We start from the raw sequence: 26031 nt of genomic DNA, 5'->3' as shown, positions 1-26031 counted from the left end.
GCAAATCACAAACCAGAGCAGATTTCAGTCATGATCAATAGACGCAGTTTTTCACTCGGCCTCGGTGCGGCGTTTTTGGCGGCGTGCAGTGATGCGACCATTCCGGCGCGCGCGCCTGCATCCCGAATGCAGCCTGTTTCCAATGCGGGTTACGATGCCTGGGTGGCGGGTTTCAAATCCCGCGCTTCCTCACAGGGCATCTCACAATCCACGCTGAACCGCGCTTTTCAGGGGGCAGGCTATCTGCCCGGCGTGATCGAACGGGACCGCAATCAGGTCGAGTTCAAACGCTCGCTTGAGGACTATTTGGCCATCGCTGCCTCGGATGAGCGGATCAGTACCGGTAAAAAGATGCTGCAACGCCATAACGGTGTTCTGTCGCAGATCGAGGCGCAATATGGCGTCGACAAAGAGGTCGTCGTGGCCGTATGGGGGCTGGAAAGCCGCTATGGCGCGCGCCGCGGTGATGTGCCGGTGATCTCGGCAACCTCGACCTTGGCCTATGACGGGCGGCGCGGTGCGTTTTTCGAAAAGCAATTGATCGCGGCCTTACAGATTATTCAGGCGGGCGACACCTCGGCGGACAACATGACCGGCAGCTGGGCGGGCGCGATGGGGCATACGCAGTTCATTCCGACCTCGTATCTGGCTTATGCGGTCGATTTCACCGGTGATGGGCGACGCGATATCTGGTCCGAGGATCCGTCGGACTCACTGGCTTCAACCGCTGCCTATCTGTCGCGCGCGGGTTGGGTGCGTGGTCAGCCCTGGGGCGGAGAGGTCGGCACCGTTTCCGGCACGCCCGTCGCGGTCTTGCAGCCGCAGGTTCCCGGCCCAAAGATCGCCGTGTTCCGCAATTTCAACGTGATCAAACGCTATAACAACTCGGACAGCTACGCGATCGGCGTGGGCCATCTTTCCGACAGGATCGCCGGCGGCGCGCCGTTCAAGGCATCGTTCGGACCGGATGAAACAGGGCTCACACTGGAAGATCGCAAAGAGTTGCAACGCCGCCTGACTTCGGCCGGGTTCGATACAGAAGGCGCGGACGGCGTGATCGGCAAGAAATCCGAAGCCGCGATTAGTGGCTATCAGCGCGCAAACGGTCTGCCGGTCACCGGCAAGCCTTCGGTTGAGCTGTTGCGCCGGTTGGGCGGCTGACGGTTTACGCCGCCAGCCCTTTTGAGCCGATATCCAGGAACTTCTGACGGCGATCCTTGATCAGGGCCGCCGCATCCTTACCGTCCAGCTCTTTCAGCATAGCCGCAATGGCGGAACGGACCGATTCAATTGCAGCCGGACGATCGCGATGGGCGCCGCCTTTTGGTTCGGTGATGATGCGATCGCAGACACCCAAATTGTAAAGGTCCTGCGCGGTCAGGCGCAGTGCCTCGGCGGCCTCACGCATCTTCTCGGCGTCTTTCCAAAGAATCGAGGCACAGCCTTCGGGAGAGATCACCGAATAGACTGAATGCTCCAGCATCGCGACGCGGTTCGCGGTGGCAAAGGCCACAGCCCCGCCAGAGCCACCTTCACCGATGATGACCGAAACCAGAGGCACTCCGATTTTCAGGCACATCTCGGTCGACCGGGCAATCGCTTCGGACTGACCGCGCTCCTCTGCGCCCTTGCCGGGGTAGGCCCCTGCGGTGTCGATCAGGGTCACGACCGGCAGACCAAACCGCCCGGCCATCTCCATCAGGCGGACGGCTTTGCGGTAGCCTTCAGGGCGGGCCATGCCGAAATTCCGCTCGATCCGCGACTTGGTATCCGAACCTTTTTCATGGCCGATCACCATCACCGGCTGGTCGTTGAACCGCGCCAACCCGCCGATCACAGCCAGATCGTCGGCAAAGTTGCGATCCCCGGCCAGCGGAGTGAACTCGGTAAAAAGCTCTTTGACATAATCCTGACAATGAGGCCGCTCGGGGTGACGTGCGACCTGACATTTCCGCCAAGGGGTCAGATCGGCATACAGCTCATCCAGCAGCTTGGCGGCTTTTGCGTCCAGAGCTGAGGCTTCTTCGGCCACATCCATCTCTTCATTTGCGCGGGCCAGGGCGCGCAGCTCTTCTGCTTTGCCTTCGATCTCGGCCAGCGGTTTTTCGAAATCCAGATACTGGGTCATGACGCCTCTCAACGCGGAAGTTCCCTGCTATATGACGCGTGGTCGCTTGGGATGCAACTCAGCAAGATTTGTGAGAGCCGATTATGCGACCACGATTGGGCAGAGAGAAGGAAGGGATGCCAGATGGCAACCAGTTACGAGGACCGCATCCTGCGGGTGCTGACCTATATCCACGAACACCCCGATGGGGATTTGTCACTGGATGCGCTGGCTGATGTCGCCGCGATGTCGCGGTTTCATTGGCACCGCGTGTTCCGCGCATTGACAGGCGAAACCTGCGCTCAGGCGGTGCGACGGATCAGGTTGCACCGTGCGGCGGTCCAACTGGTCCGGTCAGGTACCTCGGTTTCACAGGTTGCGCATTCCGTTGGCTACCCCAACCCGAACTCTTTCATCCGGGCCTTTACCGAGGCCTATGGTAGTAGCCCCGCGGCCTTTCGCAAGGCCGGTCAGTTTCTGCCAGCCCATCCAAACTTCAAAACCGGAGGATATCCGATGCATCCCGTGACCACCCGAACCGAACCCGCCCGCCGCGTGATCGCTCTGCCGCACAAAGGCGCATATTCCGAAATTGGCAAGAGCTTTGAAGCGTTCGGCGCACTGTGCGAATCCCGTCAACTTTGGCCGCAGGTTGGCCCTGTGGTTGGTATCTACTTTGACAGCCCCGATGAGGTGCCAGAGGATCAGTTGCGCAGCTATGCCGGGGCCGAATTTCGTGGGGAAGGCACCCCTGATGGGATGGAGGACGTGCAGATCGCCGGGGGAAAGACGGCGGTGCTGACCTACAAAGGACCCTATTCTGGCCTAGAGGCCGCCTACCACAGTCTGTTCGGGAATTGGTTGCCTGAATCAGGGAAAGAGCCAGCAGATCAACCCTGCTATGAGATCTACCTCAACGATCCGCGCGAAACTGCGCCCGAGGATCTGTTGACCGAGATCTGCCTGCCGCTGAAGTGATCAGCTCGGCCACAATACCGGATAGAGTGAGGCCACAAGCAGGGCTGCCATTGTCCAGTTGAACACCACCAACCGGCGCGGATTCGTCAGGAGCCGCGCCATTTGTTGCCCCAGAACCGTCCAGGTGCTGACCGAGGGCAAGTTGACCGCTCCGAACACAAGCGCGACGATGATGATGACATTGAGGGTCTGCCCTGGCGCATAAGCCGTTGTCGCGGTCAGCGCCATCGCCCAGGCCTTTGGATTGACCCATTGAAAGGCGGCGGCCTGTAGAAAGCTCATCGGCGTGCCTACGTCAGCGCCTTTCTCAGCCGGTGCGGCATGCGCGATCTTCCACGCCAGATACAACAGATACGCGACCGAGGCCGCCTTCAGTACCGTGTAGCTGACCGGGTATTGGTTGAACACCTGAACCAAACCTGCACCAACCAGCAGCACCATGAAGGTGAAGCCAAGCCCGATACCCAACATATGCGGAATCGTACGCCGAAAGCCGAAATTGGCGCCAGATGCCATCAGCATCAAGTTGTTCGGTCCCGGTGTAATGGACGAGACGAAGGCAAAGGCGATCAGGGCCAGAAGGATGTCGTAGGTCATGCGGGGGATATTTACCCCAAATGGCGCAAATGAAATTGCGTTATTGTGCGTGAATGATCTAGTTTGACAACTAATGACTAAAATGGATCGAATAAACCGCGGAATATTGCGTGAACTCTCAACGGATGGGCGCATCAGCAATCTTGAGCTTGCGGATCGTGTCGGGCTATCTCCCTCGGCCTGTTTGCGCCGTGTGCAAGAATTGGAGAAGGCCGGAGTCATCACCGGATACCGCGCTGTTCTCGATCCGGCTGCGCTAGGGAAAGGGTTTGTTGCGTATATCGGCGTCGGTCTAGGAGAGCATACAAAGGCCGCTCAGGAAGGCTTTGAACGGGCCCTACAGCGCGCACCCGAGGTGGTGGAATGCCACAATATCACCGGTACGATCGAATATCTTTTGCGCGTGGAATGCGCGGACCTTCCATCGTATAAGATTTTTCACACCGACGTGCTGGGAACACTGCCCCATGTCACGTCGATCACGTCATATGTGGTCATGGGTTCGCCGAAGGATTTGAGAGCGTAGCTTGCCTTTCGCGCTGGCATCACACCCTTGCGAGGTAAAAGCTCAGGTCTTAGGGTCTTTGGCAAAGACGCCCAAGACAAAATGGGCGCGTATACTGGGAGACCACTATGAACCATCTTCAAATTGGGTTGATCGCGTCCGCGCTAACCATTCTTGCTGGACACGTCGGGGCGGCGCCGCTCAAGCTGGAACCGGCTAACCCGCAACCTGGCAATGTGCAATCCGGCCTCAATGTGAAATATGCATGGAACGGAACGCAGCGCAAAATTCGCGATCTGAGCCACGCCAAGTCCTTACTGCCTAATGCCGAAGTCGGCACACCTCTGCTTGGATTAGACTACCGAGACACTAACAAGGGTGACCCTGTTCTGACTTTCGGGGAATCCGTCAACGTCGTGGCTGATATCAACGGCTACATTCGCTTTGATTCCCCTGGCATTTATGAGCTTGAAACATGGTCCAATGATGGGCTCGAGGCATTTGTCGGAGGGCAGCAAATCGGGTTTGTTAGGGGCATTCAGGGTTGCGAGGCCAACCAAAGAACCGAAGTCGAGGTTCCGAAAGCCGGATGGTATCCACTTCACATCGTCTACTTCCAGAAGCTCGGCACCTCTTGTTTGATGATGAAATGGGGCAAGCAGGGCGAAGACTTTACTTGGACGCCTGATAGCGCATTCGGCCGCTGAAAGCAGTAACTGCAGTAGGAAGAGCGCCAAATTGGCGCTCTTTAATTTTTTGCTTTAGCCGTTCGCAGCGATCAGCACGGATTGCGCCACGATGACCTCGGCCTGCTTGATCGACGCGATGTCGACCAGACGGCCTTTGTAGACTGTCGCGCCTTCACCATTGGCTTTGGCCTGTTCCATCGCGGCCAGGATTTCGCGCGCCTCGGAGACAGCCTCATCCGACGGTGTGAAGACCTGATTGGCCAGAGCGATCTGTTTGGGGTGAATCGCCCATTTGCCGACCATACCCAAAGTGGCCGAGCGTTTGGCTTGTGCGATATAGCCCTCATCGTCGCTGAAGTCACCAAAGGGTCCATCGACCGGCAGAACGCCATGGGTGCGGCACGCGGCGACGATGGCCGCTTGCGCCCAATGCCATGGGTCTGACCAATGCTTTTCACCTTCGCGTAGCATGTAGTAGTTCTCTTGCGTGCCGCCGATCCCGGTGGTTTGCATGCCCATGGAAGCGGCGAAATCCGCAGCACCCAAGCTCATCGCCTGCATCCGGGGCGATGAGGCTGCAATTTCCTCGACATGGGCAATGCCAGCCGCGGATTCGATGATAACTTCAAACGAGATCGGCTTGCTCCGACCCTTGGCGCGCTCAATTGCGGTGACCAGAGCGTCTACGGCGTAGACATCTGCTGCGCAGCCGACCTTGGGGATCATGATCTGGTCGAGGCGCTCTCCGGCCTGTTCCAGAACGTCCACCACATCGCGGTACCAATAGGGCGTATCCAGCCCGTTGATACGCACGGACATGTATTTGTTGCCCCAATCGACGGTTTTCAGCGCCTCGATGACATTAGCGCGGGCGACGTCCTTGTCAGAGGGTGCAACCGAATCCTCAAGGTCCAGGTTGATCACATCCGCAGCAGAGGCCGACATCTTCGGGAACAGCTTTGTGTTCGAGCCTGGGCCGAACAACTGGCAACGGTTTGGTCGCGCCGGAGCGGCGGGTTGGATGCGGAAACTCATCGGGACCTCGCAAGAGTAATGAAGTTACGTTTTGGTTCTCGTTCGGGATATTAAATTGCGCAATGCGGCGCAAGGGTCATTGTGCGGATGCGGCAATGCGTGCGCAGCATTTCTTGCGCATGGCGCAGTTTGCGGGTGCTGAAAGATTGTTCAGTTTAAAAACTTCGAAGAATTTTGCGATCAGACATCAAAATGCGCGAAAAATTATTGGTGAGGGGATGTATGTAGTGAAAATTCGCGAAACGCTCGTTCACGTGGTTCGTTAGTTTGGCGCGGAATCAAAGGAGTGCGACGCAATGATCGAGACACCGTATCTGTTGTTTTTTGGGCGATGCGCCTGACCAGTTGGCCGCTAAAGTTGCCATCGGCATCCGTGACTGGCGTCCGGAAAACGCTGTGGGCCAGTACCGCATGGAGGGTTGCAAGGCCGATCTGGGTATGACCGACATGACTTTGGCCGAGGCCAAAGAGGCCGGCGCGAAGACGCTGGTTATCGGTGTCGCCAACCGCGGCGGCGTGATCAGCGAGGCCTGGAAAATCGTTCTGATCGAGGCGCTCGAAATGGGCTATGACATCGCGTCGGGCCTGCACAACCTTTTGCGGGACGAAGGCGATCTGGTCGCGGCCGCCCAGACCCACGGCTGCACCCTGCACGATGTGCGGGTGCCGACCGTTGGATACCCCATCGCAAACGGCAAGAAACGCAGCGGCAAGCGTTGCCTGGCTGTTGGCACCGATTGCTCGGCGGGCAAGATGTATACGGCGATGTCGATGGATGCCGAGATGCGCAAGCGCGGCATGAAGTCCACCTTCCGCGCCACGGGCCAGACCGGTATTCTAATCACCGGCCAAGGTGTACCGCTCGACGCGGTTGTTGCGGACTTCATGGCGGGTGCGGTCGAATACCTGACGCCCGACAATGATGACGATCACTGGGATCACATTGAGGGGCAGGGCTCTTTGTATCACGTGTCATATTCGGGCGTCACGATGGCGCTGGTCCATGGCGGTCAACCCGATGCGCTGATCCTGTGCCATGAGCCGACCCGGACCCATATGCGCGGCCTGCCCGAGTATTCGCTGCCGACGCTGCAGCAGCTGCGCGACACGGCCCTGCCGCTTGCACGGGTTGGCAACCCGGCCTGCCAGGTTGCAGGCGTCTCGGTCAACACTCAGCACCTGAGCGAGGACGAGGCCAAGGCCTATCTGGCCAAGGTCGAGGAAGAGATGGGCCTGCCCACCACTGACCCTTACCGCTTTGGTGCCGGAAAACTGGTGGATGCTCTGTCCGCTCTGTGATCAAAGAAACCCGCCGGAGGATCGCCTCCGGCGGGCGTATTTTTGAAAAGATGAAGGAGCAGGCGCGTGCAGGTTGAGGTCTCTCGTGATGTGTTTCGGCTGGCGCAGGTGTTTACCATCTCGCGCGGGTCGCGGACCGAAGCAAAGGTTCTGACGGTTCGACTCTCGGACGGAACCCATCAGGGCTGGGGCGAATGCGTGCCTTATGCGCGCTATGACGAGACGCTCGAGTCGGTCGAGGCTGAAATCGCGGCGCTGCCTGCCGAATTCACGCGGCAATCGCTGATGGAGCTGCTGCCCGCCGGGGCCGCGCGGAACGCTGTGGACTGCGCTCTTTGGGATTTGGAGTGCAAGCGTGCGGGCAAACGTGCTTGGGACCTGGCCGGTCTGCCGGTTCCGGGGCCTGAAATCACCGCTTATACCCTGTCTTTGGCGACGCCTGAGGCGATGAAGAAGCAGGCGGCAGAAAACGCGCATCGGCCGCTATTGAAGATCAAACTGGGCACCCCGGACGACATGCCCCGGTTGGAGGCCGTGCGCACGGGCGCGCGGAAATCCAAGATCATTGTTGATGCCAACGAAGGTTGGTCGGCTGAGGTTTATGCAGATCTGGCGCCTCATCTGGTGCGGTTGGGCGTGGAACTGGTCGAACAACCCTTGCCCGCAGGCGAGGATGACGCGCTGATTGGCATGGAACGTCCGGTGCCTGTCTGTGCTGACGAATCCTGCCATGACCGGACCAGCCTGCCCAAACTGAAGGGCAAATATGATGTGGTGAACATCAAGCTCGACAAGACCGGCGGTCTGACTGAGGCTTTGCTGCTGCGCGAGGCGGCGTTGGCTGAGGGCTACAAAGTCATGGTCGGCTGCATGGTCGGCAGCTCTCTGGCCATGGCCCCTGCGACATTGCTGGCGCAGGGTGCGATGGTGACAGACCTTGACGGCCCGCTTCTGTTGGCCGAAGACCGCACCAACCCGCTTATTTTTGATGACGCCGGAGTGCATCCGCCAAGTGCGGAACTTTGGGGCTGAGGAGAGTGACATGACCCGCACCGTTTACGTGAATGGCGAATATCTGCCCGAAACAGAGGCCAAGGTATCCATCTTTGACCGTGGTTTCCTGATGGCAGATGCCGTCTATGAGGTGACCAGTGTTCTAGATGGCAAGCTGATCGACTTTGAAGGCCACGCGGTGCGCCTGAAACGTTCTTTGGACGAGCTGCAGATGGCTGAGCCTTGTACCAAGGATGAACTGCTGGATATCCACCGCAAGCTGGTCGAGTTGAACCAGATTGACGAAGGTCTGGTCTATCTGCAGGTCTCGCGCGGTAGCGATGGGGACCGGGATTTTGTGTTCCCCTCCGCCGGCACCAAGCCCACACTGGTTCTGTTCACACAGAACAAGCCAGGTCTGGCGGATAGCCCTGCGGCGCAAAAGGGCGCCAAGATCATCTCGATCGAGGATATCCGCTGGGGACGCCGTGACATCAAAACCGTGCAACTGCTCTACCCGTCGATGGGCAAGATGATGGCCAAGGCTGCCGGGTGTGATGATGCGTGGATGATCGAAGACGGTCATGTTACCGAGGGCACCAGCAACAATGCCTATTTCGTAAAGAACGGCAAGATCGTCACCCGCCCACTGTCGAATGAGATCCTGCACGGTATCACCCGCAAGGCCGTTCTACGCATGGCTGCCGAAGCGCAGATGGAGGTCGAGGAACGCCTGTTCACTATCGACGAGGCGAAAGAGGCGGATGAGGCCTTTACCACCTCGGCCAGCGCCTTTGTCATGCCAGTGGTTGAGATTGACGGCGTGGCGCTGGGAGATGGCACCCCTGGCCCAATCGCCAAACGTCTGCGCGAGATCTATCTGGACGAAAGCCGCAAGGCAGCCATTTAAGCGCGCTGGATCAGGGCCTTTTGGGTAAGGTTCTGAATAATACACATTGGTTGGCCGTAGGTCGGGCCAACCAATCCGTGCAAGAGCTTTAATTGCTCTGAGTTCTGACCCGATCCGCGATTTTCCTGCATTCTGCAGCTATCCTGCGCGCATGAAGTGTCCAGCGGTCATGTAAGCCTTCGCGAATTGCGCGGTCAGCAAGGTCGGCTGGTCATTGCAGGGGTTTTTTCGCCGATCGCCTTCAAATCAGTGTTGGATATGTCCGCCTTGCATAGCGGCTAGACCGTAACTGGGGTTGTTGGCCGCGCGACCTCTTCCTATCTGCTCGCTGTATCCAAAAGGAACACAAAATTTGCCGGGGAATACGCCTCGGTCTGAAAGGAAAGAAAATGGCACATACTGCAACACTCACCCCCTCGACCTTCAATTTCGGCGCACGCGTTTCCGCACTTATTGAACGCATCAAAGTCGCGCGGGCTCGGGCTGCCGAATACCAGCGGACCTACTCCGAACTGCAGCGGCTCAGCAATCGCGAGCTGGACGATATCGGAGTCCGTCGCTGCGATATCGCTGATATTGCGCACAAGCACGCGTACTGCGCCTGAACTCCCCCACCACTCACACGCGAAGAGGCGTCCTTTTGGGCGTCTCTTTTGCGTTTGGCGAGCTGCACATCCACGCGCCACTTGCAACGAGGGCCACAAAGCTGTAGAGCGCCCCGGTGGCATTGCGTCCACGAGAATCAAAACCAAGAAACGCCGTGTTTGGCCCATCACGCTTCGGGGTCACATCCGGCTTAGGAGAAGCGATATGAAACTGAACGAATTGCGCGATAACCCAGGCGCCGCACCGAAACGGACCCGCGTTGGCCGTGGTCCAGGCTCCGGTAAAGGTAAAATGGGTGGCCGTGGTATCAAAGGTCAGAAATCCCGTTCGGGTGTGGCCATCAACGGCTACGAAGGCGGCCAGATGCCGCTGTACCAGCGTCTTCCCAAGCGTGGCTTCAACAAGCCGAACCGCAAGGAATTCGCCGTTATCAACCTGGGCCTGATCCAGAAATTCGTCGACGCCGGTAAGCTGGACGCCAAAGCTGCGATCACCGAGGACGCTCTGGTTGCTTCGGGTCTGGTTCGTCGCAAGCTGGATGGTATCCGCGTTCTGGCGAAAGGCGAGGTGAGCGCCAAACTGAACCTGGAAGTGACAGGTGCTTCGAAAGCTGCCGTTGAGGCAGTTGAAAAAGCGGGCGGCTCACTGACGGTCACAAAAGCTGCTGCGGCAGAGTAAGCGCTTGTGAGCGGGCGAAGACCCGCTTACATAGAGCACTAAGTTTTCCCAGACGCCGCCCGAGCCGGAAAACGGTTCTGGGCGGTGTTTTCATAAGAGAGACCGATTTATGGTATCAGCAGCAGAACAAATGGCAGCCAACACAAGCTGGTCTGCCCTTGGCAAAGCCACCGATCTGCGCAACCGCATCCTGTTCACACTAGGTTTGTTGATCGTTTATCGCCTGGGCACCTTCATTCCGGTGCCGGGCATTGACGGACAAGCGCTGCGTGAATTCATGGAGCAAGCGGGGCAAGGCATCGGCGGCATGGTTTCGATGTTCACCGGCGGGGCGCTGGGTCGAATGGGTATCTTTGCCCTCGGCATCATGCCCTATATCTCGGCCTCGATCATCGTGCAGCTGCTGACATCCATGGTTCCCGCGCTCGAGCAACTCAAGAAAGAGGGCGAGCAGGGACGCAAGAAGATCAACCAATATACTCGTTTCGGTACTGTGGCGCTGGCCACCGTTCAGGCCTATGGTCTGGCCGTTTCGTTGGAATCGGGTGATCTGGCGACCGATCCGGGCCTGTTCTTCCGCATGTCGACCATGATTACTCTGGTCGGCGGCACCATGTTCCTGATGTGGCTGGGTGAGCAGATCACTGCGCGCGGCATCGGCAACGGGATCTCTCTGATCATCTTCGTCGGCATCATCGCCGAGGTTCCGGCCGCTTTGGCTCAGTTCTTTGCCTCGGGTCGTTCGGGCGCAATCAGCCCCGCCGTGATCGTTGGTGTGATTCTCATGGTCATCGTCGTGATCACCTTTGTGGTGTTCATGGAGCGCGCCCTGCGCAAGATCCACATTCAATACCCGCGCCGTCAGGCCGGTATGAAGGTTTACGAAGGCGGCTCGAGCCACCTGCCGGTCAAGGTCAACCCGTCGGGCGTTATCCCTGCGATCTTCGCCAGCTCGCTGCTGTTGCTGCCGGTGACAATCTCGACCTTCTCGTCGGGTGCGGCCAACGGTCCGGTCATGTCGTGGTTGCTGGCGAACTTTGGCCCGGGACAGCCGCTCTATCTGCTGTTCTTCGCGTCGATGATCGTGTTCTTCGCGTATTTCTATACGTTCAACGTATCTTTCAAACCGGATGACGTGGCCGACAACCTGAAGAAGCAGAACGGTTTTGTGCCCGGTATTCGCCCCGGCAAGAAAACCGCCGAGTATCTGGAATACGTGGTCAACCGCGTTCTGGTTCTGGGTTCGGCCTATCTCGCGCTGGTCTGTCTGCTGCCCGAAATCGTTCGGAACCAGTTTGCCATCCCGTTCTACTTCGGCGGCACCTCGGTTCTAATTATCGTCTCTGTAACCATGGATACGATCCAACAGGTTCAGAGCCACCTGTTGGCGCACCAATATGAAGGGCTTATCGAAAAGTCCCAACTGCGCGGCAAAGGCAAGAAACGCGGCAGAAAGGGAGCTGCTCGTCGATGAATATCATTCTGCTTGGCCCCCCGGGTGCCGGTAAAGGTACCCAGGCGCGTCATCTGGTCGAAACCCGTGGCATGGTGCAGCTTAGCACTGGTGATATGCTGCGCGAGGCTAAAGATAGCGGCACCGAAATGGGCAACCGTGTGGCCGAGGTTATGGCCAAAGGGCAGCTTGTGACCGATGAGATCGTGATCGGCCTGATCCGCGAAAAGCTGGACGCAGGCGCAGAGGGCGGTTTCATCTTTGACGGCTTCCCACGCACATTGGCGCAGGCCGACGCGCTGGGTGAGTTGCTGGACAGCACCGGCAACAGCTTGGACGCCGTGATCGAGATGGAAGTTGATGACGCTGCGCTGGTCGAACGGATCACCGCGCGTTCGACATGTGGCGGCTGTGGCGAGGTCTACAATGACATCACCAAGCCGATTCCTGCGGACGGCAGATGCTCCAATTGCGGCAAAGAGAACGACTTCAAGCGCCGCGCGGATGACAATGAGGAAAGCCTCAAGACCCGCTTGATGGAGTACTACAAGAAAACCTCGCCGCTGATCGGCTACTATTATGCCAAGGGTCAACTGACCAAGATCAACGGACTGGGCGAAATCGAAGAGGTTCAGGGCGCGATCGAAGCTGCCCTAAGGTAACACATCTTGACAATTGAATGCGTGCGTTTGACGAGGTATCACTTCGGCCAACGCGCGCATTTTTTGTTGGGAGATAGCTATGAGCCTATCGCTTAAATCGCTCGCGATGACGTCCGCTCTGACTATGGCAGCAATCGGTGCTTGTGCAGAACAGACGCCGGTGACCATCGACAACTTTGTCCGTGCGGCGACAGATATCGAATTTCGGAAGTATCTGGCGCAGTCGGGCAGCGTCAACACGCTGTTTCACGTGCGCGAGCCTACACCGTTGGATAGGCAACCGACGATCCGCATGAACCGGGATACGCTTTACAGCATGGCGGTGGTTGATATTTCGGACGGCGCTTTGCTGACCGTGCCGGAGACCGGGGATCGCTATGTCTCGGTTCAGGTTGTCAATCAGGATCACTACGTCAACGACGTGTTCCTTGGCGGTGGAACTTATGAGCTGACGGTCGAGCAGTTCGATACGCCCTACGTTGCGCTGTTGTTTCGGTACCTCGTCGACTCGGAGGACCCCGCAGACATAGCCGCAGTGACTGCATTGCAGGATGGGGTCACGCTGCAGGCCAATTCCGCGCGTCCCTTTGACGAAGCGCATTACGACAAGGATGCGTTTGAAGAGGTGTTGAGCGCCGCATTGGAGCTTGCCCGTTTCTCGCCAGACAGTACTGGCACATTCGGTTCGAAAGAGGCGGTTGACCCTGTGCGCCACCTGCTGGGAACAGCGTTCGGTTGGGGTGGCTTGCCAGAGGCGCAGGCCTTCTATCTGAACGTCGAACCGGGGCTGGAGCTGGGGGCGTACAAACTAGAAGTTCCCGCCGAAGTTCCAGTTGGCGCGTTCTGGTCGGTCAGCCTGTATAACACGGCGGGGTTCTTTGAAGAGAACGATCTGGGTGTCTACGTGATCAACTCGGTGACGGGCGACAGCAACCCGGATGGCTCGATGACGGTGCATTTCGGTAGATGTGAAGACGGCCGTGTGAATTGCCTGCCGATCATGGAGGGATGGAACTATACTGTGCGTCTCTACCAGCCCGCGCTCGAAGTGATCGACGGGACCTGGACCTTCCCTGAAATCGAGCTTGCGGAGTGAATTCGGGATCAATATGCGATCTGCGCTTGACGCGCGGGTCGCGCGACACTAATTGACGCTATCTCGGAAGAGAATCGAATTGTGCGCGGGTATTCCGTTCACATGATCATATCATAAAATGCTGAGCCCTCTGGCGACACTGCCACGGTAAGGCGTTGTGAAAAAAGGTTCTGGAGTTACGGAACCGCAACGAAAAGGAAAGTGACACGTGGCACGTATTGCCGGCGTAAACATCCCGACTGCAAAGCGGGTACCAATCGCCCTCACATATATCACCGGAATCGGCAACACCTCGGCCAAAGCGATCTGCGAAGCCGTGGGCATTGAGGCGACCCGTCGCGTCAACGAACTGTCCGACGCCGAAGTTCTGAAAATCCGCGAATTCATCGACGAAAACTTCACCGTCGAAGGCGACCTGCGTCGTGAAGTTCAAATGAACGTCAAGCGCCTGATGGATCTGGGCTGCTACCGCGGTCTGCGTCACCGCCGCAACCTGCCGGTTCGCGGTCAGCGCACCCACACCAACGCTCGTACCCGCAAAGGCCCCGCAAAGGCCATCGCTGGTAAGAAGAAATAAGGGAGGGTCTGACTGATGGCACGTGATAAGACTCGCGTTAAGCGCAAAGAGCGTAAGAACATCGCATCGGGTGTCGCCCATGTGAACTCGACCTTCAACAACACCAAGATCCTGATCTCGGACGTACAAGGCAACGCCATTTCGTGGTCGTCTGCCGGTACCATGGGCTTCAAAGGGTCGCGGAAATCGACACCCTACGCCGCTCAGATGGCTGCAGAAGACGCAGGCAAGAAGGCGCAGGAACATGGCGTCAAAACGCTGGAAGTCGAAGTTCAGGGCCCCGGTTCGGGTCGTGAATCAGCTCTGCGTGCACTGGCTGCCGTGGGCTTCAACATCACGTCGATCCGCGACGTGACTCCGATCGCTCACAACGGCTGCCGCCCGCCGAAGCGCCGCCGCGTCTAAGCGATTTCGAATTCAGCTGGGGCTGCGTTTTTGCGCGGCCCCAGCATGTCATTTTGAACCTCGGGCGTCTGCACCTTGTTGGTCATGGGGCGCGGACAGGAATGGAGGGATTACATGATCCACAAGAATTGGGCAGAATTGATCAAGCCGACCCAGCTGGACGGCAAGCCGGGCAACGACCCTGCGCGTCAGGCAACCCTGGTTGCTGAACCGCTGGAGCGTGGCTTTGGTCTGACACTGGGCAACGCTTTGCGCCGCGTCCTGATGAGCTCGCTGCAAGGTGCGGCCATCACCAGCGTTCAAATCGACAATGTCCTGCACGAGTTCTCCTCGGTTGCGGGCGTACGTGAAGACGTCACCGACATCATCCTGAACCTCAAAGGCGTGTCGCTGCGCATGGAAGTCGAAGGCCCCAAGCGCCTGTCGATCAATGCCAAAGGCCCCGCAGTTGTGACCGCTGGTGACATCAGCGAAAGCGCTGGCATTGAGGTCCTGAACCGCGATCACGTCATCTGCCACCTGGACGATGGCGCCGACCTGTTCATGGAGCTGACCGTCAACACCGGCAAGGGTTACGTCTCGGCTGAGAAGAACAAGCCGGAAGATGCACCCATCGGCCTGATCCCGATCGACGCGATCTACTCGCCGGTCAAAAAGGTTGCCTATGACGTTCAGCCGACCCGTGAAGGTCAGGTTCTGGACTATGACAAGCTGACCCTGAAGATCGAAACTGATGGTTCGATCAGTCCGGAAGATGCACTGGCCTATGCTGCGCGCATCCTGCAGGATCAGTTGTCGATCTTTGTCAACTTCGACGAGCCGGAATCGGCTGGCCGCCAGGACGAAGACGATGGTCTGGAGTTCAACCCGCTGCTGCTGAAGAAAGTCGACGAGCTGGAGCTGTCGGTCCGTTCGGCAAACTGCCTGAAGAACGACAATATCGTTTACATCGGCGATCTGATCCAGAAGACCGAAGCCGAGATGCTGCGCACTCCAAACTTCGGTCGCAAGTCGCTGAACGAGATCAAAGAAGTGCTTTCCGGTATGGGTCTTCACCTTGGCATGGATGTCGAGGATTGGCCGCCCGACAACATCGAAGATCTGGCGAAGAAATTCGAAGACGCGTTCTAAGCGCGTCTTCCCAAATGCCCGGGCTGCCGGGGACCAAATGGGCACTTCCGCCCCAAGGAGAGCCGGTGACACGCATCGCCGGCCAGACAAAGCAAAACGCAAGATAGGAACTGAAAAATGCGTCACGCACGTGGTTACCGCCGCCTGAACCGTACTCATGAGCACCGCAAGGCTCTGTTTGCAAACATGGCTGGCTCGCTCATCGAGCATGAGCAAATCAAAACAACTCTGCCCAAGGCAAAAGAACTGCGCCCGATCATCGAAAAGCTGGTCACTCTGGGCAAGCGGGGCGACCTGCACGCCCGTCGTCAGGCCGCGGCACAGCTGAAAGAAGACAAAGACGTCGCGAAGTTGTTCGAAGTTCTGGGCCCCCGCTACGCCGAGCGTCAGGGCGGTTACGTCCGCATCCTGAAAGCTGGCTTCCGTTATGGCGACATGGCCCCGATGGCGATCATCGAATTCGTTGATCGTGACGTCGACGCCAAAGGCGCAGCTGACAAAGCTCGCGTTGCAGCCGAAGAGGCCGCAGAAGAATAAGAAAGCCTACAGCTTTCAAGAAAGAACCCCGTGTCCTCGACGCGGGGTTTTTTGTTTTGCGCAGTTGCAAACCGTTCCCCTCGGCGCGACCAAGATGGGCTTTCTCATACAGCGACCAGCTTGCCGTCTCGCAATTCCAGCCTGTCTGGGGCAAGCGCATCGCGAAATGAAGGAGAATGGCTGACCAGAAGGATAGCCTGAGGCAGAGATTGCAGGATTTCGAGCAACCGCGCTTCGTTCTTGGTGTCCAGCGCATTAGTCGGCTCATCCAGTAGCAGGGCTTGCGGCTCCATCGCCAGAACCGTCGCCAGCGTGATCAGGCGCTTTTCGCCGCCTGACAGTTTATGTGTGGTCCGATCCTTCAGATGCATGAGGTCGAGATCGCCGAGAACGCGATCTACAATCTCCAAGGCCTCGTCGCGCGTCTTGCCGAGGTTCAACGGACCAAAAGCAATGTCCTCGGCTACTGTGGGGCAGAATAGCTGGTCGTCGGGGTCTTGAAAGACAAGGCCGATATGGCGGCGCACTTCATGGAAATCTGCCTCGACCTGCCTTGGTTTGGCAAAGACGGTCACCGTTCCGGAGGACGGCCGCTGCAGCCCAAGTGTGATACGCAGAAGCGTGGATTTCCCGGCTCCGTTCGCGCCGGTCAGTGACAGGCGTTGTCCGGCCTCCAGCCGCAGGTTTGCGCCGTTCAGAACCGGTGCTTGTCCAGTATAGGCAAAGCAGATGTCGTCCAGCGCGATTAGGGTCATGCGAATTCCACTAGGATCAGGGCTAGACAGAGGGCTCCAAGCCCGGCAGCAAAGACAATATCACGTCGGTTGATGCTATAGTCTTGCAGCAACAGCATCTTGCCTGAAAACCCCCGGCATTTCATCGCGCCGAGGATGCGCTCGGACCGTTCGATTGCCCGGACTAGCATCATGCCGACCAGATAGCCAAAGCTGCGATAGGTGTGCCAGTTGGTGCCGGGACGGAAGCCTCGGACTTTCATAGCGGCGCGTAGGCGTTGGTATTCCTCATGCAGGACGTCGATGTATCTGATGGTGAACATCAGAAGGTGCACCAGTGTTTCCGGGCAGCGGAGCCGGTGCAGGGCGTGGCCCAGTGTGACAGGCTCCATTGTGCCGACCAGAACCATCACGGTCAGGATCACGGCGTTGGCGGTCAGCGCGATTTCCACGGCTTTCCAGAGCCCCTGCCAGCTGGCCGGAAACCCCCAGATGGTGAACATCGTGTCGCCGGGCATGGTGAACGGCAGGAGGACCAGCATAAAGATGATGAAACTGTCCATCATCGCCATCCGCTTGAGCGTCTTGCGCCAGGGCAGTCGGGACAGCACCAGCAAAGACAAGGCTATCGTTAGCGCCGCCGCAAGAGCGGGCAGGGACGATAGGGAGACCACAACGACCGCAAACAAAACGGACATGACGATGCGCACGCGCGGATCAAGCGAGGTGATCAACCCCAGTTGATCGACCGTGCCAGCTTCAGCCAGCGTCCGTTCCTGTGGTCCAAGTACGTGTGCCATCAGCCTGCCAATTTCCTCCGCGCCGCGAGGTAGAAGCCCAGCCCGAACAGGCCAAAGATGTATCCGATGCCGCCCAGAATGGTCTGTAGGTCGTTATGTTCGCGATAAGCGGCGATTTCCCGGCGCAGGGGGCGTATTTCGTCACGGACGGCTGCTGCGATGGCCTGACGCTCCTCATCGCTGAGGGAGGCCACAGTGACGCCCTCCGAGGCTGGCGTTGGCGTGGGCGACGCTGCGGGCGTGTTCTGGACAGCGACGCCCATGATCTTGGCGACGTTATCGGCAGTCATGGTGACCTCGGCCACGTGACCGGCGCCAAGGTCGGCAAAGAAGGTATGGGCGACCGCTGTGGTAGGCGTGTAGATGAAGAACCCGTCTGCGTCGGTCGTGGCCCGACCCAGCTCGACCCCGTTTGGATCGGTCACGACAACCTCGGTATCGGTCGCCATGGTGCCGTTGGAGAAGCCGATTTCCCCTTCGATCGCATCGCCGGACGCAAAGACTCCGGCAATCACCTTATGGGCCAGCGCGGGCAGAGGGGCCGCGCATAGGGCCAGGATGAGCGCAATCTTTCTCATGTGGCGGGCCTTGTCAGGAACAGTTCAGGTTTGACTTTTCGCGCGAGAAGAACGGCAAATCCGGTCAGGACGGCCTCGACTATCATAACCGGGATGTGGGCAAAGAAGACCAGCTTGGCGGCAGGGAGGAATTCGTCCCCTGAAAGGGCCAATGAATTGCCCACCATGACGGTCGTGGCTGCAATGGCAAAGGCGCCGCCAATGCCGCCCCAGATCGCGCCATGAACAGGTGAACCACGCCCAATCAGGGGCCGGAACAGCAGCCCCGCCAGTACGGCCGGAAAGGCGATGTTGAGCGTGTTGATCCCCAGCACCGTCAGCCCGCCGAAGCCAAAGAAAACGGCCTGCAATAGCAGACCCACAAACAGGGCCGGGAAGGCGGCCCAGCCGAGCAGAAGCCCGGCCAGACCGTTGAGAATAAGATGCACCGACGACGGCCCGATCGGCACGTGGATCAGAGAGGCCACGAAGAAACTGGCCGCTAGCACCCCTGCCGTGGGGATGCGGTCCAGATCCAGCGACCTGAGGCCCATGGCAACCCCACCAGCGGCGGCAACTGCTCCGCCGATGACGACCGGGTTGGATAGGGCTCCGTCGACGATGTGCATCGGGGGTTACTCCATGTCCCAGGCGCGGATCCAGATCACCGAGTCCTGGCTCAGCTCTTTGCCTTCATGTTCGGTCTCCGGACCAGAACCCAGCGCGGCAAAGCCCCAGTATCCGGCTTTCGGCACACCGAAGGAGAAATAGCCATTGGCGTCGGAAATGGCGACAACAGCGCCTCCGGGCATCGGCGAAACGGTAGGCTCGGACGAAGCTTGGCTGTCAAAGCTGGGTTTGGCGGCCATGTATTCGATCTCGATCTCAGCGCCGGCAACCGGTTCGCCATTTGCTAGAACCTGACCGGTGAAGGTCGAGCCTGCGATGATGTTGTAGGGCTTGTTCAGCGGCACGATCTCGGTCGCCAGACCTGCGGGGTTCATCCAGTCGGTCGGCAATTCGTTGCGGTTCAGGAACGCCTTGGTGATCTGCTGGATATAGATATCTTCGGCCTCTTCGTAATAGGGCTGAGGCACGGTGACCATCACATAGTCGCCCGAACGCTTGACCGGGACAGAACCTTGAAAGGCCGCGCCTTCGTTTTCGGGGCTCGAAAACCGGATGGGCTCCAGCGTGTCCAACAGGTCGGTCTTTTCGCCATTGTGGATCACGTAGAATTCCTGCGGCTTGTCCAGATCCATGACATGGCCGTTTTCAAACGGGTGCCAGAAGATCAGCTTGACCGGCACGTCGCCCGGCGCCTCGATCAGTGTGTCCGTGGTGTATTCCAGCAGAAAATGTGCGTGCGCCATCGCTGGAATCGCCAGCGCAGCCGCAGCCGTGCAAAATAATTTCTTCACAAGGTCTTTCCTTCGTCCTTCGTGCCAACCCCGGCACGTTTCTTGCTTGATATCGGGACGAACGGAGCCATTTACCCAAAATGAGGGTATCGGCCCAATGCACACCCCGGCATCGGTGACACACCCCTTCCGAGGGTGCATATCCGGCAGGTCTCCTGACTCGCGGGTCAAAGCATGGGGCTGGCCTTCCCGGGTGGACCCCAGTGGCGTGTCAGCCCTGCTCACCGCCTACAGTTGCGGGGGCAGTTGCGGCATTGGGTGGATCAGAATTCCCCGCACCGCATTCCCTTTTCTCCGGGCGAACCCGGAACCGGACATGAGGACGCTGATGGCAGAGATTCCCATCACCGGTCAATCTCTATTTAAGACTGTAGCGATAACATCTTGTCGATAGGAGCGGATGTTCCTGTTCTGCCCGCTCGGTATTGAAGGCACGTGTGTAAGCGACGACAAGAGGACGCGCATGCCTGCACCGCAATCTGGACATCAGAATCAGATGCATGCATCCTGCGCCGCGTCAGACTCCGGCGTAGCGCGCTTGTGTTCGGCGCCCAATTCCCCACAAGCCCCGGAGGCCCAATGTCCGAGATCAAACAAGGCGACACAGTTCGCATCCACTATACCGGCACGCTGCTAGACGAGACCGTCTTTGACAGCTCGGACGGGCGCGATCCTTTGGAATTTGTTGTCGGTTCGGGCCAGATCATACCCGGCCTGGACAGTGCGATGCCAGGACTGGCGGTTGGTGACAAGAAGCGGGTCGAGATTGCCTGTGTCGACGCCTATGGCCCGATCAACCCGGCGATGCGGCAGGACATCCCGCGTGAGGGTGTTCCGGATGATATCCCACTAGAGCCGGGAACCCAGTTGCAGATGCAGACCCCCGATGGTCAGGCGCTGCCGGTAACGGTTGTCGAGGCGAACGAGGCCACGGTGACGCTGGACGCCAATCACCCGCTGGCCGGGCAGGACCTGATCTTCGATATTGAGGTTGTCTCGGTGAACTGAAGGCTTGAGGTCTTAGCCCCAAAGCCCGTCAAGCGCTGCACGGACCTGCGGTTGCGTGAAGAACACGAACAACACCAGCAATGTGGTCAGCGTTAAAAGCAGAAAACGGGCGCGGGGGCTTAGGAACCCCGTTTTCCGTCTGGTCTGGGTGCCACGCGTATTGCTGGCAAGGATCTGGTCGGTTTTGCTCATGCCCATATCCCTGACGCCGAAAGATGGTCAAATCTTGGCGGCGTCTGGGAAAGATATGGTCACATGAAATCCGGCTGTGGCATTCCAAGCACGTGGAAACCGCCATCCACCCTGATGATCTCGCCCGAGGTGCAAGCCCCCGCATCCGAGGTCAGGTAAACCGCTGTGCCGCCAACGGCCTCAAGCGTAGCGTTCGAGCGCATCGGCGCATTCTGGTCGCAGAATTTGTAGGTCTTGCGCGCTCCGCCGATTGCAGCCCCGGCCAGGGTCTTCATCGGGCCGGGCGAAATCGCGTTCACACGGATGCCTTCAGGGCCGAGGTCGTTGGCAAGATAGCGTGTCGCCGATTCCAGCGCGGCTTTGGCGACGCCCATGACGTTGTAATTCGGAACCACGCGATTCGAGCCCTGATAGGTCAGCGTCAGCAGTGAGCCGCCATTGTCCTTCATCAGCGGATAGGCGCGGCGGGCGACCTCAATGAACGAGTAGGCCGACACATCCATTGAGTGCTTGAAATTGGCTCGTGTGGTGTTCAGGAACCGGCCTGTCAGCTCGTTTTTGTCCGAGTAGGCGATCGCGTGGACAACAAAGTCGATGGTGGGCCAGCGTTCGCCCAACTCGCCAAAAGCGCGGTCCAGCGAGGCGTCGTCCGTGACATCGGCATCAACCATGAAATCGCTGCCAAGGCTTTCTGCCAATGGCTGCAGACGCTTTCCGAACGCACCGCCCTGATAGGTGAAGGCCAGCTCAGCCCCTGCTTCATGCATCGCTTTCGAGATACCCCAGGCAATCGACCGGTCATTGGCGACGCCCATGATCAGGCCGCGTTTCCCTTTTAGAACTTCCGACATCTCTTTCACCCGTTATACTTTGACAGGATCATGGATCCGTTCGTGCCGCCAAAGCCGAAGCTGTTGGTCATGACCGAATCCAAACCCGCATTTTCAACCACTTGAGTTGCAATTTCACCGGGCTGGATGCCTTCGGCTAGTGTGTCGACATTGATCGACGGCGTTATGAAATCATTGTCCAGCATAAGCAGGCAGAAGATCGCCTCAAGCGCGCCAGCCGCGCCCTGTGCGTGCCCGGTCATCGACTTGGTGGACGAGATCGGAGGCACCTGACCTTCGCCGAAGATGCGACGCACGGCTTCAACTTCGCCCACATCTCCGACCGGGGTCGAGGTGCCGTGCGCGTTGATGTAGCCCACCTTGCGGCCTTCGGGCAGGGTCGACAGCGCAAGACGCATCGCGCGCTCACCGCCTTCGCCAGACGGGGCCACCATGTCATGACCGTCCGAGGTTGCAGCATAGCCGGTCACCTCGGCGTAGATCTTGGCACCGCGCGCCAGCGCATGGTCCAGATCCTCAAGCACCACGATGCCTCCGCCACCCGAGATCACGAAGCCGTCGCGGTTCTGATCGAACGCACGCGAGGCTTTCTGCGGAGTGTCGTTATACTTCGACGACATTGCGCCCATTGCGTCGAACAGGCAGGACAGGGTCCAGTCCAGCTCTTCTCCGCCGCCTGCGAACATTACGTCCTGCTTGCCTAGCATGATCTGTTCCGCCGCGTTGCCGATGCAATGCAGCGAGGTCGAGCACGCCGAGGTGATCGAGTAGTTGATACCCTTGATCTTGTAAGCGGTGGCAAGGTTCGCGGAAATCGTGGAGCACATGCATTTCGGCACGGCAAAGGGCCCGATCCGCTTGGTCGCGCCGTTCTTCAGCACCGTCTGATGCGCGGTCAGCATTGCGCTGGTGGACGGTCCGCCGGATCCGGCAACCAGTCCGGTGCGCGGATTGACGACCTGATCCTCAGTCAGCCCGGAATCAGCAATCGCCTGTCCCATCGCGATATGCGCATAGGCCGCACCCGGTCCCATGAAGCGCAGGGTGCGTTTATCAACGTGCTCGGACACGTCGATCTTGAGCGACCCGGCGATCTGGCTGCGAAAGCCGTGTTCGACCATCTGCTCATTGGCCTCGATGCCGGATTTGCCTGCATTGAGCGAGGCGAGAACCTCTTCGGCATTGTTCCCGATCGAGGAGACGATCCCCAAACCGGTGACGACGACGCGACGCATATGCGTTCTCCTGTGTTCCGTTCCTGTTGGCGTAATGTCCGCTGGCGTCAGCTTTCGGACAGTGCAACCTTCATATCTTTGACTTGATAAATCACTTCACCATCCGCTTCGACACGGCCATCCGCGACCCCCATGGTCAGACGGCGTGTTTGTAGGGCTTTGGTAAAATCAACATAATAGGTCAGCATCTTACGGTCCGGGCGGACCATGCCGGTCAGTTTGACTTCGCCCACGCCCAACGCATAGCCGCGCCCCTGCCAGCCGCGCCAGCCCAGGTTGAAGCCCGTCAGTTGCCACAGGCCATCCAGACCCAAGCAGCCCGGCATGATCGGGTTGCCGGGGAAGTGGCAGTCAAAGAACCAAAGATCAGGCGTGATGTCGAATTCCGCGACAACATGGCCTTTGCCATGTGCGCCTCCGTCACCTGAAACATCGGTGATCCGGTCCATCATCAGCATCGGAGGGGCAGGCAACTGCGCATTGCCAGGGCCAAAAAGTTCGCCTCGCGCGCATTTCAGCAGATCCTCTTTGTCAAAACTGCTTGGGAATTGGGCCATTCTTGCCGCCTCTTCTGCCTTGGGTCTGTTCATTACATTTGGCCTCACCTAGCACCCGTATGCAAGGTCCTGCAAGAGCAGTGGCCGGATGATGTTGCGACCTAGCGGTCTTTGCGAATGAATTTCATTTGAAATTGGCATCCCTGCGCCCCTATATATATAAGCAGCAAAAATGGGTATCGGATTCATGACACCTCAGAGCCGTAAGATAGCTACAGACTGGTTGGAGAGCGCCGGATTGCGCCCAACGCGACAGCGTGTTGCGCTGGCCGAGTTGCTTGTGGGCGATGGTCGTCACCGGCATGTCACAGCGGAAAGCCTGTTTGACTCGGCCAAGACCAAGGGCGATGCCGTTTCGCTTGCGACCGTCTACAATACGCTGCGCGCGTTCTGCGATGCGGGCGTACTGCAAGAGATCACGGTGGATGGGTCGAAAAGCTATTTTGACACCAACACCCATGATCACCCGCATTTCTATTGGGAAGACGAAAGCCGGCTGAGCGACGCTCCGTCCGAAGAGTTGGTGATCCAGCGCCTTCCGCAGGCACCGGAAGGGGTAGAGATCGCCTCGGTCGACGTAGTTATCCGTCTTCGCAAGAAACCTCAGGTCTAGTTTCGGACAGCGCATCAAACAGGACACGTTCCGCTGAGGCCAATGTGGCTTCGACGGGGCCGGTCCCGTGGCGCGCCAAGACGACAGGTTCAGCAGCGCCCTTGTCCGAGATTGGCAGGCGGGTCAGCATTCGATTGTCGTAGCTCGTCGAATTGTTTGGGCTTGCGTAGCTGATCGCGATTCCCTCGCCATGGGACGCGAGGCTGCGCTGAATCTCAAGCGTAGCAGATCTGTGGGCGACCATTGGGTTCAGACCCTTGCGCCGAAACAGGTTCAGGACATGCTGCGCAGACAGCCCTTCTTTTGACAGGATCAGGGGTTCCTTTTCCAGTTCGGCCAAAGTCACACTGTGGGCAGAAGCAAGCGGGTGATCAGGTGGGAGCAAGGCGTGCGGGACACTGTCGAACAGCTCTTGCCGAGTAAACCCTGCATCCATGCCAAGGTCATACGTGATCGCGATATCCGTCTGGCCGTTGATCAGACCGTCCAGCAAGCCCTCGAAACTGTCCACCTGATACGAGATGGTCACATCGGGCAGGGCTGTTTGCAGACTATGCAAGGCAGAGGCCAGATGAAACGGTGCCAAGTCAATGAAGCAGCCCAACCGCAGGTGTGAAGACCCGTGCGGTGCGTCTGTCGGATTTTCGATCTGCGCGGCAGAGTGCAACAGCTTTTCCGCCTGTTCGATGAAAAGGCGCCCCTGAGGGGTTGTGGTCATCGCCGCTCCCCGACGACGCATGAAGAGCGGATATCCCAGAAGCGACTCAACCCGCGTCAGGGCCGTCGATAGAGCGGGTTGCGATACGTTCAGCGCATGGGCTGCGGCAGACAAGCTGCCATGGCGGCCTATGGCGCAGACATATTCGTATTGGCGCAGTGATATATATAACATCAGGTTAATTATTACTTCGAAAGATATGATTTGAACAGAAGTCTTTGTTGTCCTTTAAACGAGGGCAAGCACAAGGAGACCGACATGCCACACCCTCTTGTTTCTCAGGACATGATCGACACCTACCAGGAAGACGGGGTTGTCCTGATAAAAGGGCTTTTTGCCGATCACGTGGACGCGTTGCGCGACGGGGTTGCCGCCAATATGACCGAGCCGGGACCCTATGCCTCGGAAAACAAGAAAGAGGGGCAGACCGGGCTGTTCTTTGATGATTACTGCAACTGGACCCGTATCCCGCAGTTCCGCGAGGTGATCGAGACCTCTCCGGCAGCTGAGGTCGCGGCGGACCTGATGCAGTCGAAAACCGTGCAGATGTTTCACGACCATGTTCTGGTGAAAGAGCCAGGCACCTCGATGGCGACGCCCTGGCATCAGGACGGGCCGTATTACTTTGTCGAAGGGCAGCAGACGATCAGCTTCTGGTCGCCCTTGGATCCGGTGAAACAGGCCACCCTGCGCTGTGTTGCGGGATCACACAGGTGGGAGAAAGAGGTGCTGCCGACCCGCTGGGTGAGCGAAGAGGGCTTCTTTGCTGATGAAGGTCAATACATTCCGGTCCCCGATCCGGATGCGGAAGGGATGAAGGTGGTCGAATTCGAAATGGAGCCCGGCGATGCGGTTGCGTTCAACTACCGCACCCTGCATGGGGCGCGGGGGAATCACTCGGACAGTCGTCGCCGGGCGTTTTCACTGCGGCTGGTCGGGGATGATGCGCGCTATGTCGAGCGCCCGGGCCGCACGTCGCCTCCGTTTCCGGGGCATGATATGATGCCGGGGCAGCGTTTGCGGGAAGACTGGTTCCCGATGCTGCTGCAGCGATAGGGGGCTCTGCCCCCGCCGCCTGCGGCGCCTC

32 protein-coding genes, 1 pseudogene and 1 riboswitch are annotated in these 26031 nt (G+C 58.5%); of the genes and pseudogenes, 20 read left to right on the top strand and 13 right to left on the bottom strand.

The genetic code is table 11. From position 1 onward, the window contains the following. Positions 1-30 precede the first annotated feature (30 nt). Entirely contained in the window at positions 31-1161 is a 1131-nt protein-coding gene (locus ACR0C3_RS14130) for a lytic murein transglycosylase (RefSeq protein WP_480759004.1), read from the top strand. Positions 1162-1165: 4 nt separating this feature from the next. On the opposite strand, the gene ACR0C3_RS14125 is transcribed toward ACR0C3_RS14130, so the two are convergent. Then, on the bottom strand, positions 1166-2128 hold the full coding sequence (locus ACR0C3_RS14125) for an acetyl-CoA carboxylase carboxyltransferase subunit alpha (protein ID WP_170659867.1): 963 nt from the start codon (positions 2126-2128) through the stop codon (positions 1166-1168). A gap of 123 nt (positions 2129-2251) precedes the next feature. Here ACR0C3_RS14125 and ACR0C3_RS14120 point away from each other — a divergent pair, with 123 nt between their 5' ends. After that, positions 2252-3085 (top strand): AraC family transcriptional regulator, encoded by an 834-nt coding sequence (locus ACR0C3_RS14120; protein ID WP_480759002.1) that lies wholly within the window; start codon positions 2252-2254, stop codon positions 3083-3085. Here ACR0C3_RS14120 and ACR0C3_RS14115 read toward each other — a convergent pair whose 3' ends face one another. Next, complete coding sequence (locus ACR0C3_RS14115; protein WP_170640523.1) at positions 3086-3682, bottom strand: LysE family translocator; 597 nt, start codon at positions 3680-3682, stop codon at positions 3086-3088. Between the two features lie 73 nt (positions 3683-3755). Between ACR0C3_RS14115 and ACR0C3_RS14110 the strand changes: the two genes are divergently transcribed. Beyond that, entirely contained in the window at positions 3756-4208 is a 453-nt protein-coding gene (locus ACR0C3_RS14110; RefSeq protein ID WP_480759001.1) for an Lrp/AsnC family transcriptional regulator, read from the top strand. A 107-nt stretch (positions 4209-4315) separates the two neighbouring features. Then, entirely contained in the window at positions 4316-4894 is a 579-nt protein-coding gene (locus tag ACR0C3_RS14105; protein ID WP_170377622.1) for a PA14 domain-containing protein, read from the top strand. A gap of 54 nt (positions 4895-4948) precedes the next feature. On the opposite strand, the gene ACR0C3_RS14100 is transcribed toward ACR0C3_RS14105, so the two are convergent. Next, positions 4949-5911, bottom strand: a complete 963-nt coding sequence (locus ACR0C3_RS14100; RefSeq protein ID WP_480759000.1) for an L-malyl-CoA/beta-methylmalyl-CoA lyase — start codon at positions 5909-5911, stop codon at positions 4949-4951. A gap of 95 nt (positions 5912-6006) precedes the next feature. Between ACR0C3_RS14100 and ACR0C3_RS14095 the strand changes: the two genes are divergently transcribed. The 13 genes and pseudogenes from ACR0C3_RS14095 (at position 6007) to rplQ (ending at position 16258) form a co-directional block, all read left to right on the top strand. Continuing rightward, positions 6007-6177, top strand: coding sequence for a hypothetical protein (locus ACR0C3_RS14095; protein WP_480758998.1), 171 nt, complete (start codon positions 6007-6009; stop codon positions 6175-6177). 30 nt (positions 6178-6207) lie between these two features. Next, a pseudogene (gene dgcN / locus ACR0C3_RS14090) lies at positions 6208-7210 on the top strand (N-acetyltransferase DgcN). A gap of 66 nt (positions 7211-7276) precedes the next feature. Then, positions 7277-8242 carry an N-acetyl-D-Glu racemase DgcA gene (dgcA, locus tag ACR0C3_RS14085; protein ID WP_480758997.1) on the top strand — a complete coding sequence of 322 codons (966 nt, stop codon included), beginning with the start codon at positions 7277-7279 and terminating at the stop codon, positions 8240-8242. A gap of 10 nt (positions 8243-8252) precedes the next feature. Beyond that, positions 8253-9113 (top strand): D-amino-acid transaminase, encoded by an 861-nt coding sequence (locus ACR0C3_RS14080; protein WP_480758995.1) that lies wholly within the window; start codon positions 8253-8255, stop codon positions 9111-9113. A 389-nt stretch (positions 9114-9502) separates the two neighbouring features. Beyond that, the gene (locus ACR0C3_RS14075) at positions 9503-9718 is read left to right on the top strand and encodes a DUF1127 domain-containing protein (RefSeq protein WP_170472137.1); all 216 of its coding nucleotides are present in this window, start codon (positions 9503-9505) and stop codon (positions 9716-9718) included. A gap of 205 nt (positions 9719-9923) precedes the next feature. Beyond that, positions 9924-10397 carry a 50S ribosomal protein L15 gene (rplO, locus tag ACR0C3_RS14070; RefSeq protein WP_170377635.1) on the top strand — a complete coding sequence of 158 codons (474 nt, stop codon included), beginning with the start codon at positions 9924-9926 and terminating at the stop codon, positions 10395-10397. Between the two features lie 109 nt (positions 10398-10506). Beyond that, a complete protein-coding gene (gene secY / locus ACR0C3_RS14065) occupies positions 10507-11871 on the top strand; it encodes a preprotein translocase subunit SecY (RefSeq protein ID WP_170555668.1) in 1365 nt (454 codons plus the stop codon). Then, entirely contained in the window at positions 11868-12512 is a 645-nt protein-coding gene (locus tag ACR0C3_RS14060) for an adenylate kinase (protein ID WP_480758993.1), read from the top strand. Before secY ends, ACR0C3_RS14060 begins: the two co-directional genes overlap by 4 nt. 79 nt (positions 12513-12591) lie before the next feature. Beyond that, a complete protein-coding gene (locus ACR0C3_RS14055; RefSeq protein ID WP_425083934.1) occupies positions 12592-13608 on the top strand; it encodes a DUF1254 domain-containing protein in 1017 nt (338 codons plus the stop codon). 208 nt (positions 13609-13816) lie between these two features. Continuing rightward, on the top strand, positions 13817-14185 hold the full coding sequence (gene rpsM / locus ACR0C3_RS14050) for a 30S ribosomal protein S13 (protein ID WP_170377641.1): 369 nt from the start codon (positions 13817-13819) through the stop codon (positions 14183-14185). Positions 14186-14200: 15 nt separating this feature from the next. Then, positions 14201-14590 (top strand): 30S ribosomal protein S11, encoded by a 390-nt coding sequence (gene rpsK / locus ACR0C3_RS14045; protein WP_008757289.1) that lies wholly within the window; start codon positions 14201-14203, stop codon positions 14588-14590. Between the two features lie 114 nt (positions 14591-14704). Then, complete coding sequence (locus ACR0C3_RS14040) at positions 14705-15721, top strand: DNA-directed RNA polymerase subunit alpha (protein WP_480758992.1); 1017 nt, start codon at positions 14705-14707, stop codon at positions 15719-15721. Positions 15722-15838: 117 nt separating this feature from the next. Then, positions 15839-16258 (top strand): 50S ribosomal protein L17, encoded by a 420-nt coding sequence (gene rplQ / locus ACR0C3_RS14035; protein ID WP_170334079.1) that lies wholly within the window; start codon positions 15839-15841, stop codon positions 16256-16258. 104 nt (positions 16259-16362) lie between these two features. Here rplQ and ACR0C3_RS14030 read toward each other — a convergent pair whose 3' ends face one another. The 5 genes from ACR0C3_RS14030 to ACR0C3_RS14010 are packed head-to-tail and all read right to left on the bottom strand — an operon-like array spanning position 16363 to position 19770. After that, on the bottom strand, positions 16363-17013 hold the full coding sequence (locus ACR0C3_RS14030; RefSeq protein ID WP_480758990.1) for an energy-coupling factor ABC transporter ATP-binding protein: 651 nt from the start codon (positions 17011-17013) through the stop codon (positions 16363-16365). Next, entirely contained in the window at positions 17010-17792 is a 783-nt protein-coding gene (cbiQ, locus tag ACR0C3_RS14025; RefSeq protein WP_480758989.1) for a cobalt ECF transporter T component CbiQ, read from the bottom strand. Before cbiQ ends, ACR0C3_RS14030 begins: the two co-directional genes overlap by 4 nt. Then, on the bottom strand, positions 17792-18370 hold the full coding sequence (locus ACR0C3_RS14020; RefSeq protein WP_480758988.1) for a cobalt ABC transporter permease: 579 nt from the start codon (positions 18368-18370) through the stop codon (positions 17792-17794). The genes cbiQ and ACR0C3_RS14020 overlap by 1 nt, the downstream gene beginning before the upstream one ends. Next, a complete protein-coding gene (cbiM, locus tag ACR0C3_RS14015; RefSeq protein WP_480758986.1) occupies positions 18367-18978 on the bottom strand; it encodes a cobalt transporter CbiM in 612 nt (203 codons plus the stop codon). Before cbiM ends, ACR0C3_RS14020 begins: the two co-directional genes overlap by 4 nt. A gap of 6 nt (positions 18979-18984) precedes the next feature. Beyond that, positions 18985-19770: a DUF4198 domain-containing protein gene (locus ACR0C3_RS14010; protein WP_480758985.1), complete on the bottom strand. Its 786-nt coding sequence runs from the start codon at positions 19768-19770 to the stop codon at positions 18985-18987. A 128-nt stretch (positions 19771-19898) separates the two neighbouring features. Continuing rightward, a riboswitch (cobalamin riboswitch) is annotated at positions 19899-20100 on the bottom strand. A gap of 249 nt (positions 20101-20349) precedes the next feature. Between ACR0C3_RS14010 and ACR0C3_RS14005 the strand changes: the two genes are divergently transcribed. Further along, positions 20350-20778, top strand: coding sequence for an FKBP-type peptidyl-prolyl cis-trans isomerase (locus ACR0C3_RS14005; RefSeq protein WP_480758983.1), 429 nt, complete (start codon positions 20350-20352; stop codon positions 20776-20778). Between the two features lie 12 nt (positions 20779-20790). Here the strand turns inward: ACR0C3_RS14005 and ACR0C3_RS14000 are convergent, their stop codons facing one another. Genes ACR0C3_RS14000 through fabA form a run of 4 tightly spaced genes read right to left on the bottom strand, consistent with a single transcriptional unit; the run spans position 20791 to position 23613 of the window. Then, positions 20791-20970, bottom strand: a complete 180-nt coding sequence (locus ACR0C3_RS14000) for a hypothetical protein (RefSeq protein ID WP_480758982.1) — start codon at positions 20968-20970, stop codon at positions 20791-20793. A 59-nt stretch (positions 20971-21029) separates the two neighbouring features. Beyond that, a complete protein-coding gene (locus ACR0C3_RS13995; protein WP_480758980.1) occupies positions 21030-21821 on the bottom strand; it encodes an enoyl-ACP reductase FabI in 792 nt (263 codons plus the stop codon). 5 nt (positions 21822-21826) lie between these two features. Next, complete coding sequence (gene fabB / locus ACR0C3_RS13990) at positions 21827-23056, bottom strand: beta-ketoacyl-ACP synthase I (RefSeq protein WP_480758979.1); 1230 nt, start codon at positions 23054-23056, stop codon at positions 21827-21829. Between the two features lie 47 nt (positions 23057-23103). Next, entirely contained in the window at positions 23104-23613 is a 510-nt protein-coding gene (gene fabA / locus ACR0C3_RS13985) for a bifunctional 3-hydroxydecanoyl-ACP dehydratase/trans-2-decenoyl-ACP isomerase (protein ID WP_480758978.1), read from the bottom strand. A gap of 187 nt (positions 23614-23800) precedes the next feature. Between fabA and irrA the strand changes: the two genes are divergently transcribed. After that, on the top strand, positions 23801-24226 hold the full coding sequence (irrA, locus tag ACR0C3_RS13980; protein WP_170378119.1) for an iron response transcriptional regulator IrrA: 426 nt from the start codon (positions 23801-23803) through the stop codon (positions 24224-24226). Here the strand turns inward: irrA and ACR0C3_RS13975 are convergent. Further along, positions 24195-25118, bottom strand: coding sequence for a LysR family transcriptional regulator (locus ACR0C3_RS13975; RefSeq protein WP_480758976.1), 924 nt, complete (start codon positions 25116-25118; stop codon positions 24195-24197). The two genes, irrA and ACR0C3_RS13975, sit on opposite strands and share 32 nt — an antisense overlap. 84 nt (positions 25119-25202) lie before the next feature. Here ACR0C3_RS13975 and ACR0C3_RS13970 point away from each other — a divergent pair, with 84 nt between their 5' ends. Next, a complete protein-coding gene (locus tag ACR0C3_RS13970; RefSeq protein WP_480758975.1) occupies positions 25203-26000 on the top strand; it encodes a phytanoyl-CoA dioxygenase family protein in 798 nt (265 codons plus the stop codon). Positions 26001-26031 lie beyond the last annotated feature (31 nt).

The sequence above is a fragment of the Ruegeria sp. CK3 genome (genome assembly GCF_056536565.1).
Note: the sequence above shows the minus strand (reverse complement) of the source record. Positions and strands in the feature narration are given on the sequence as shown.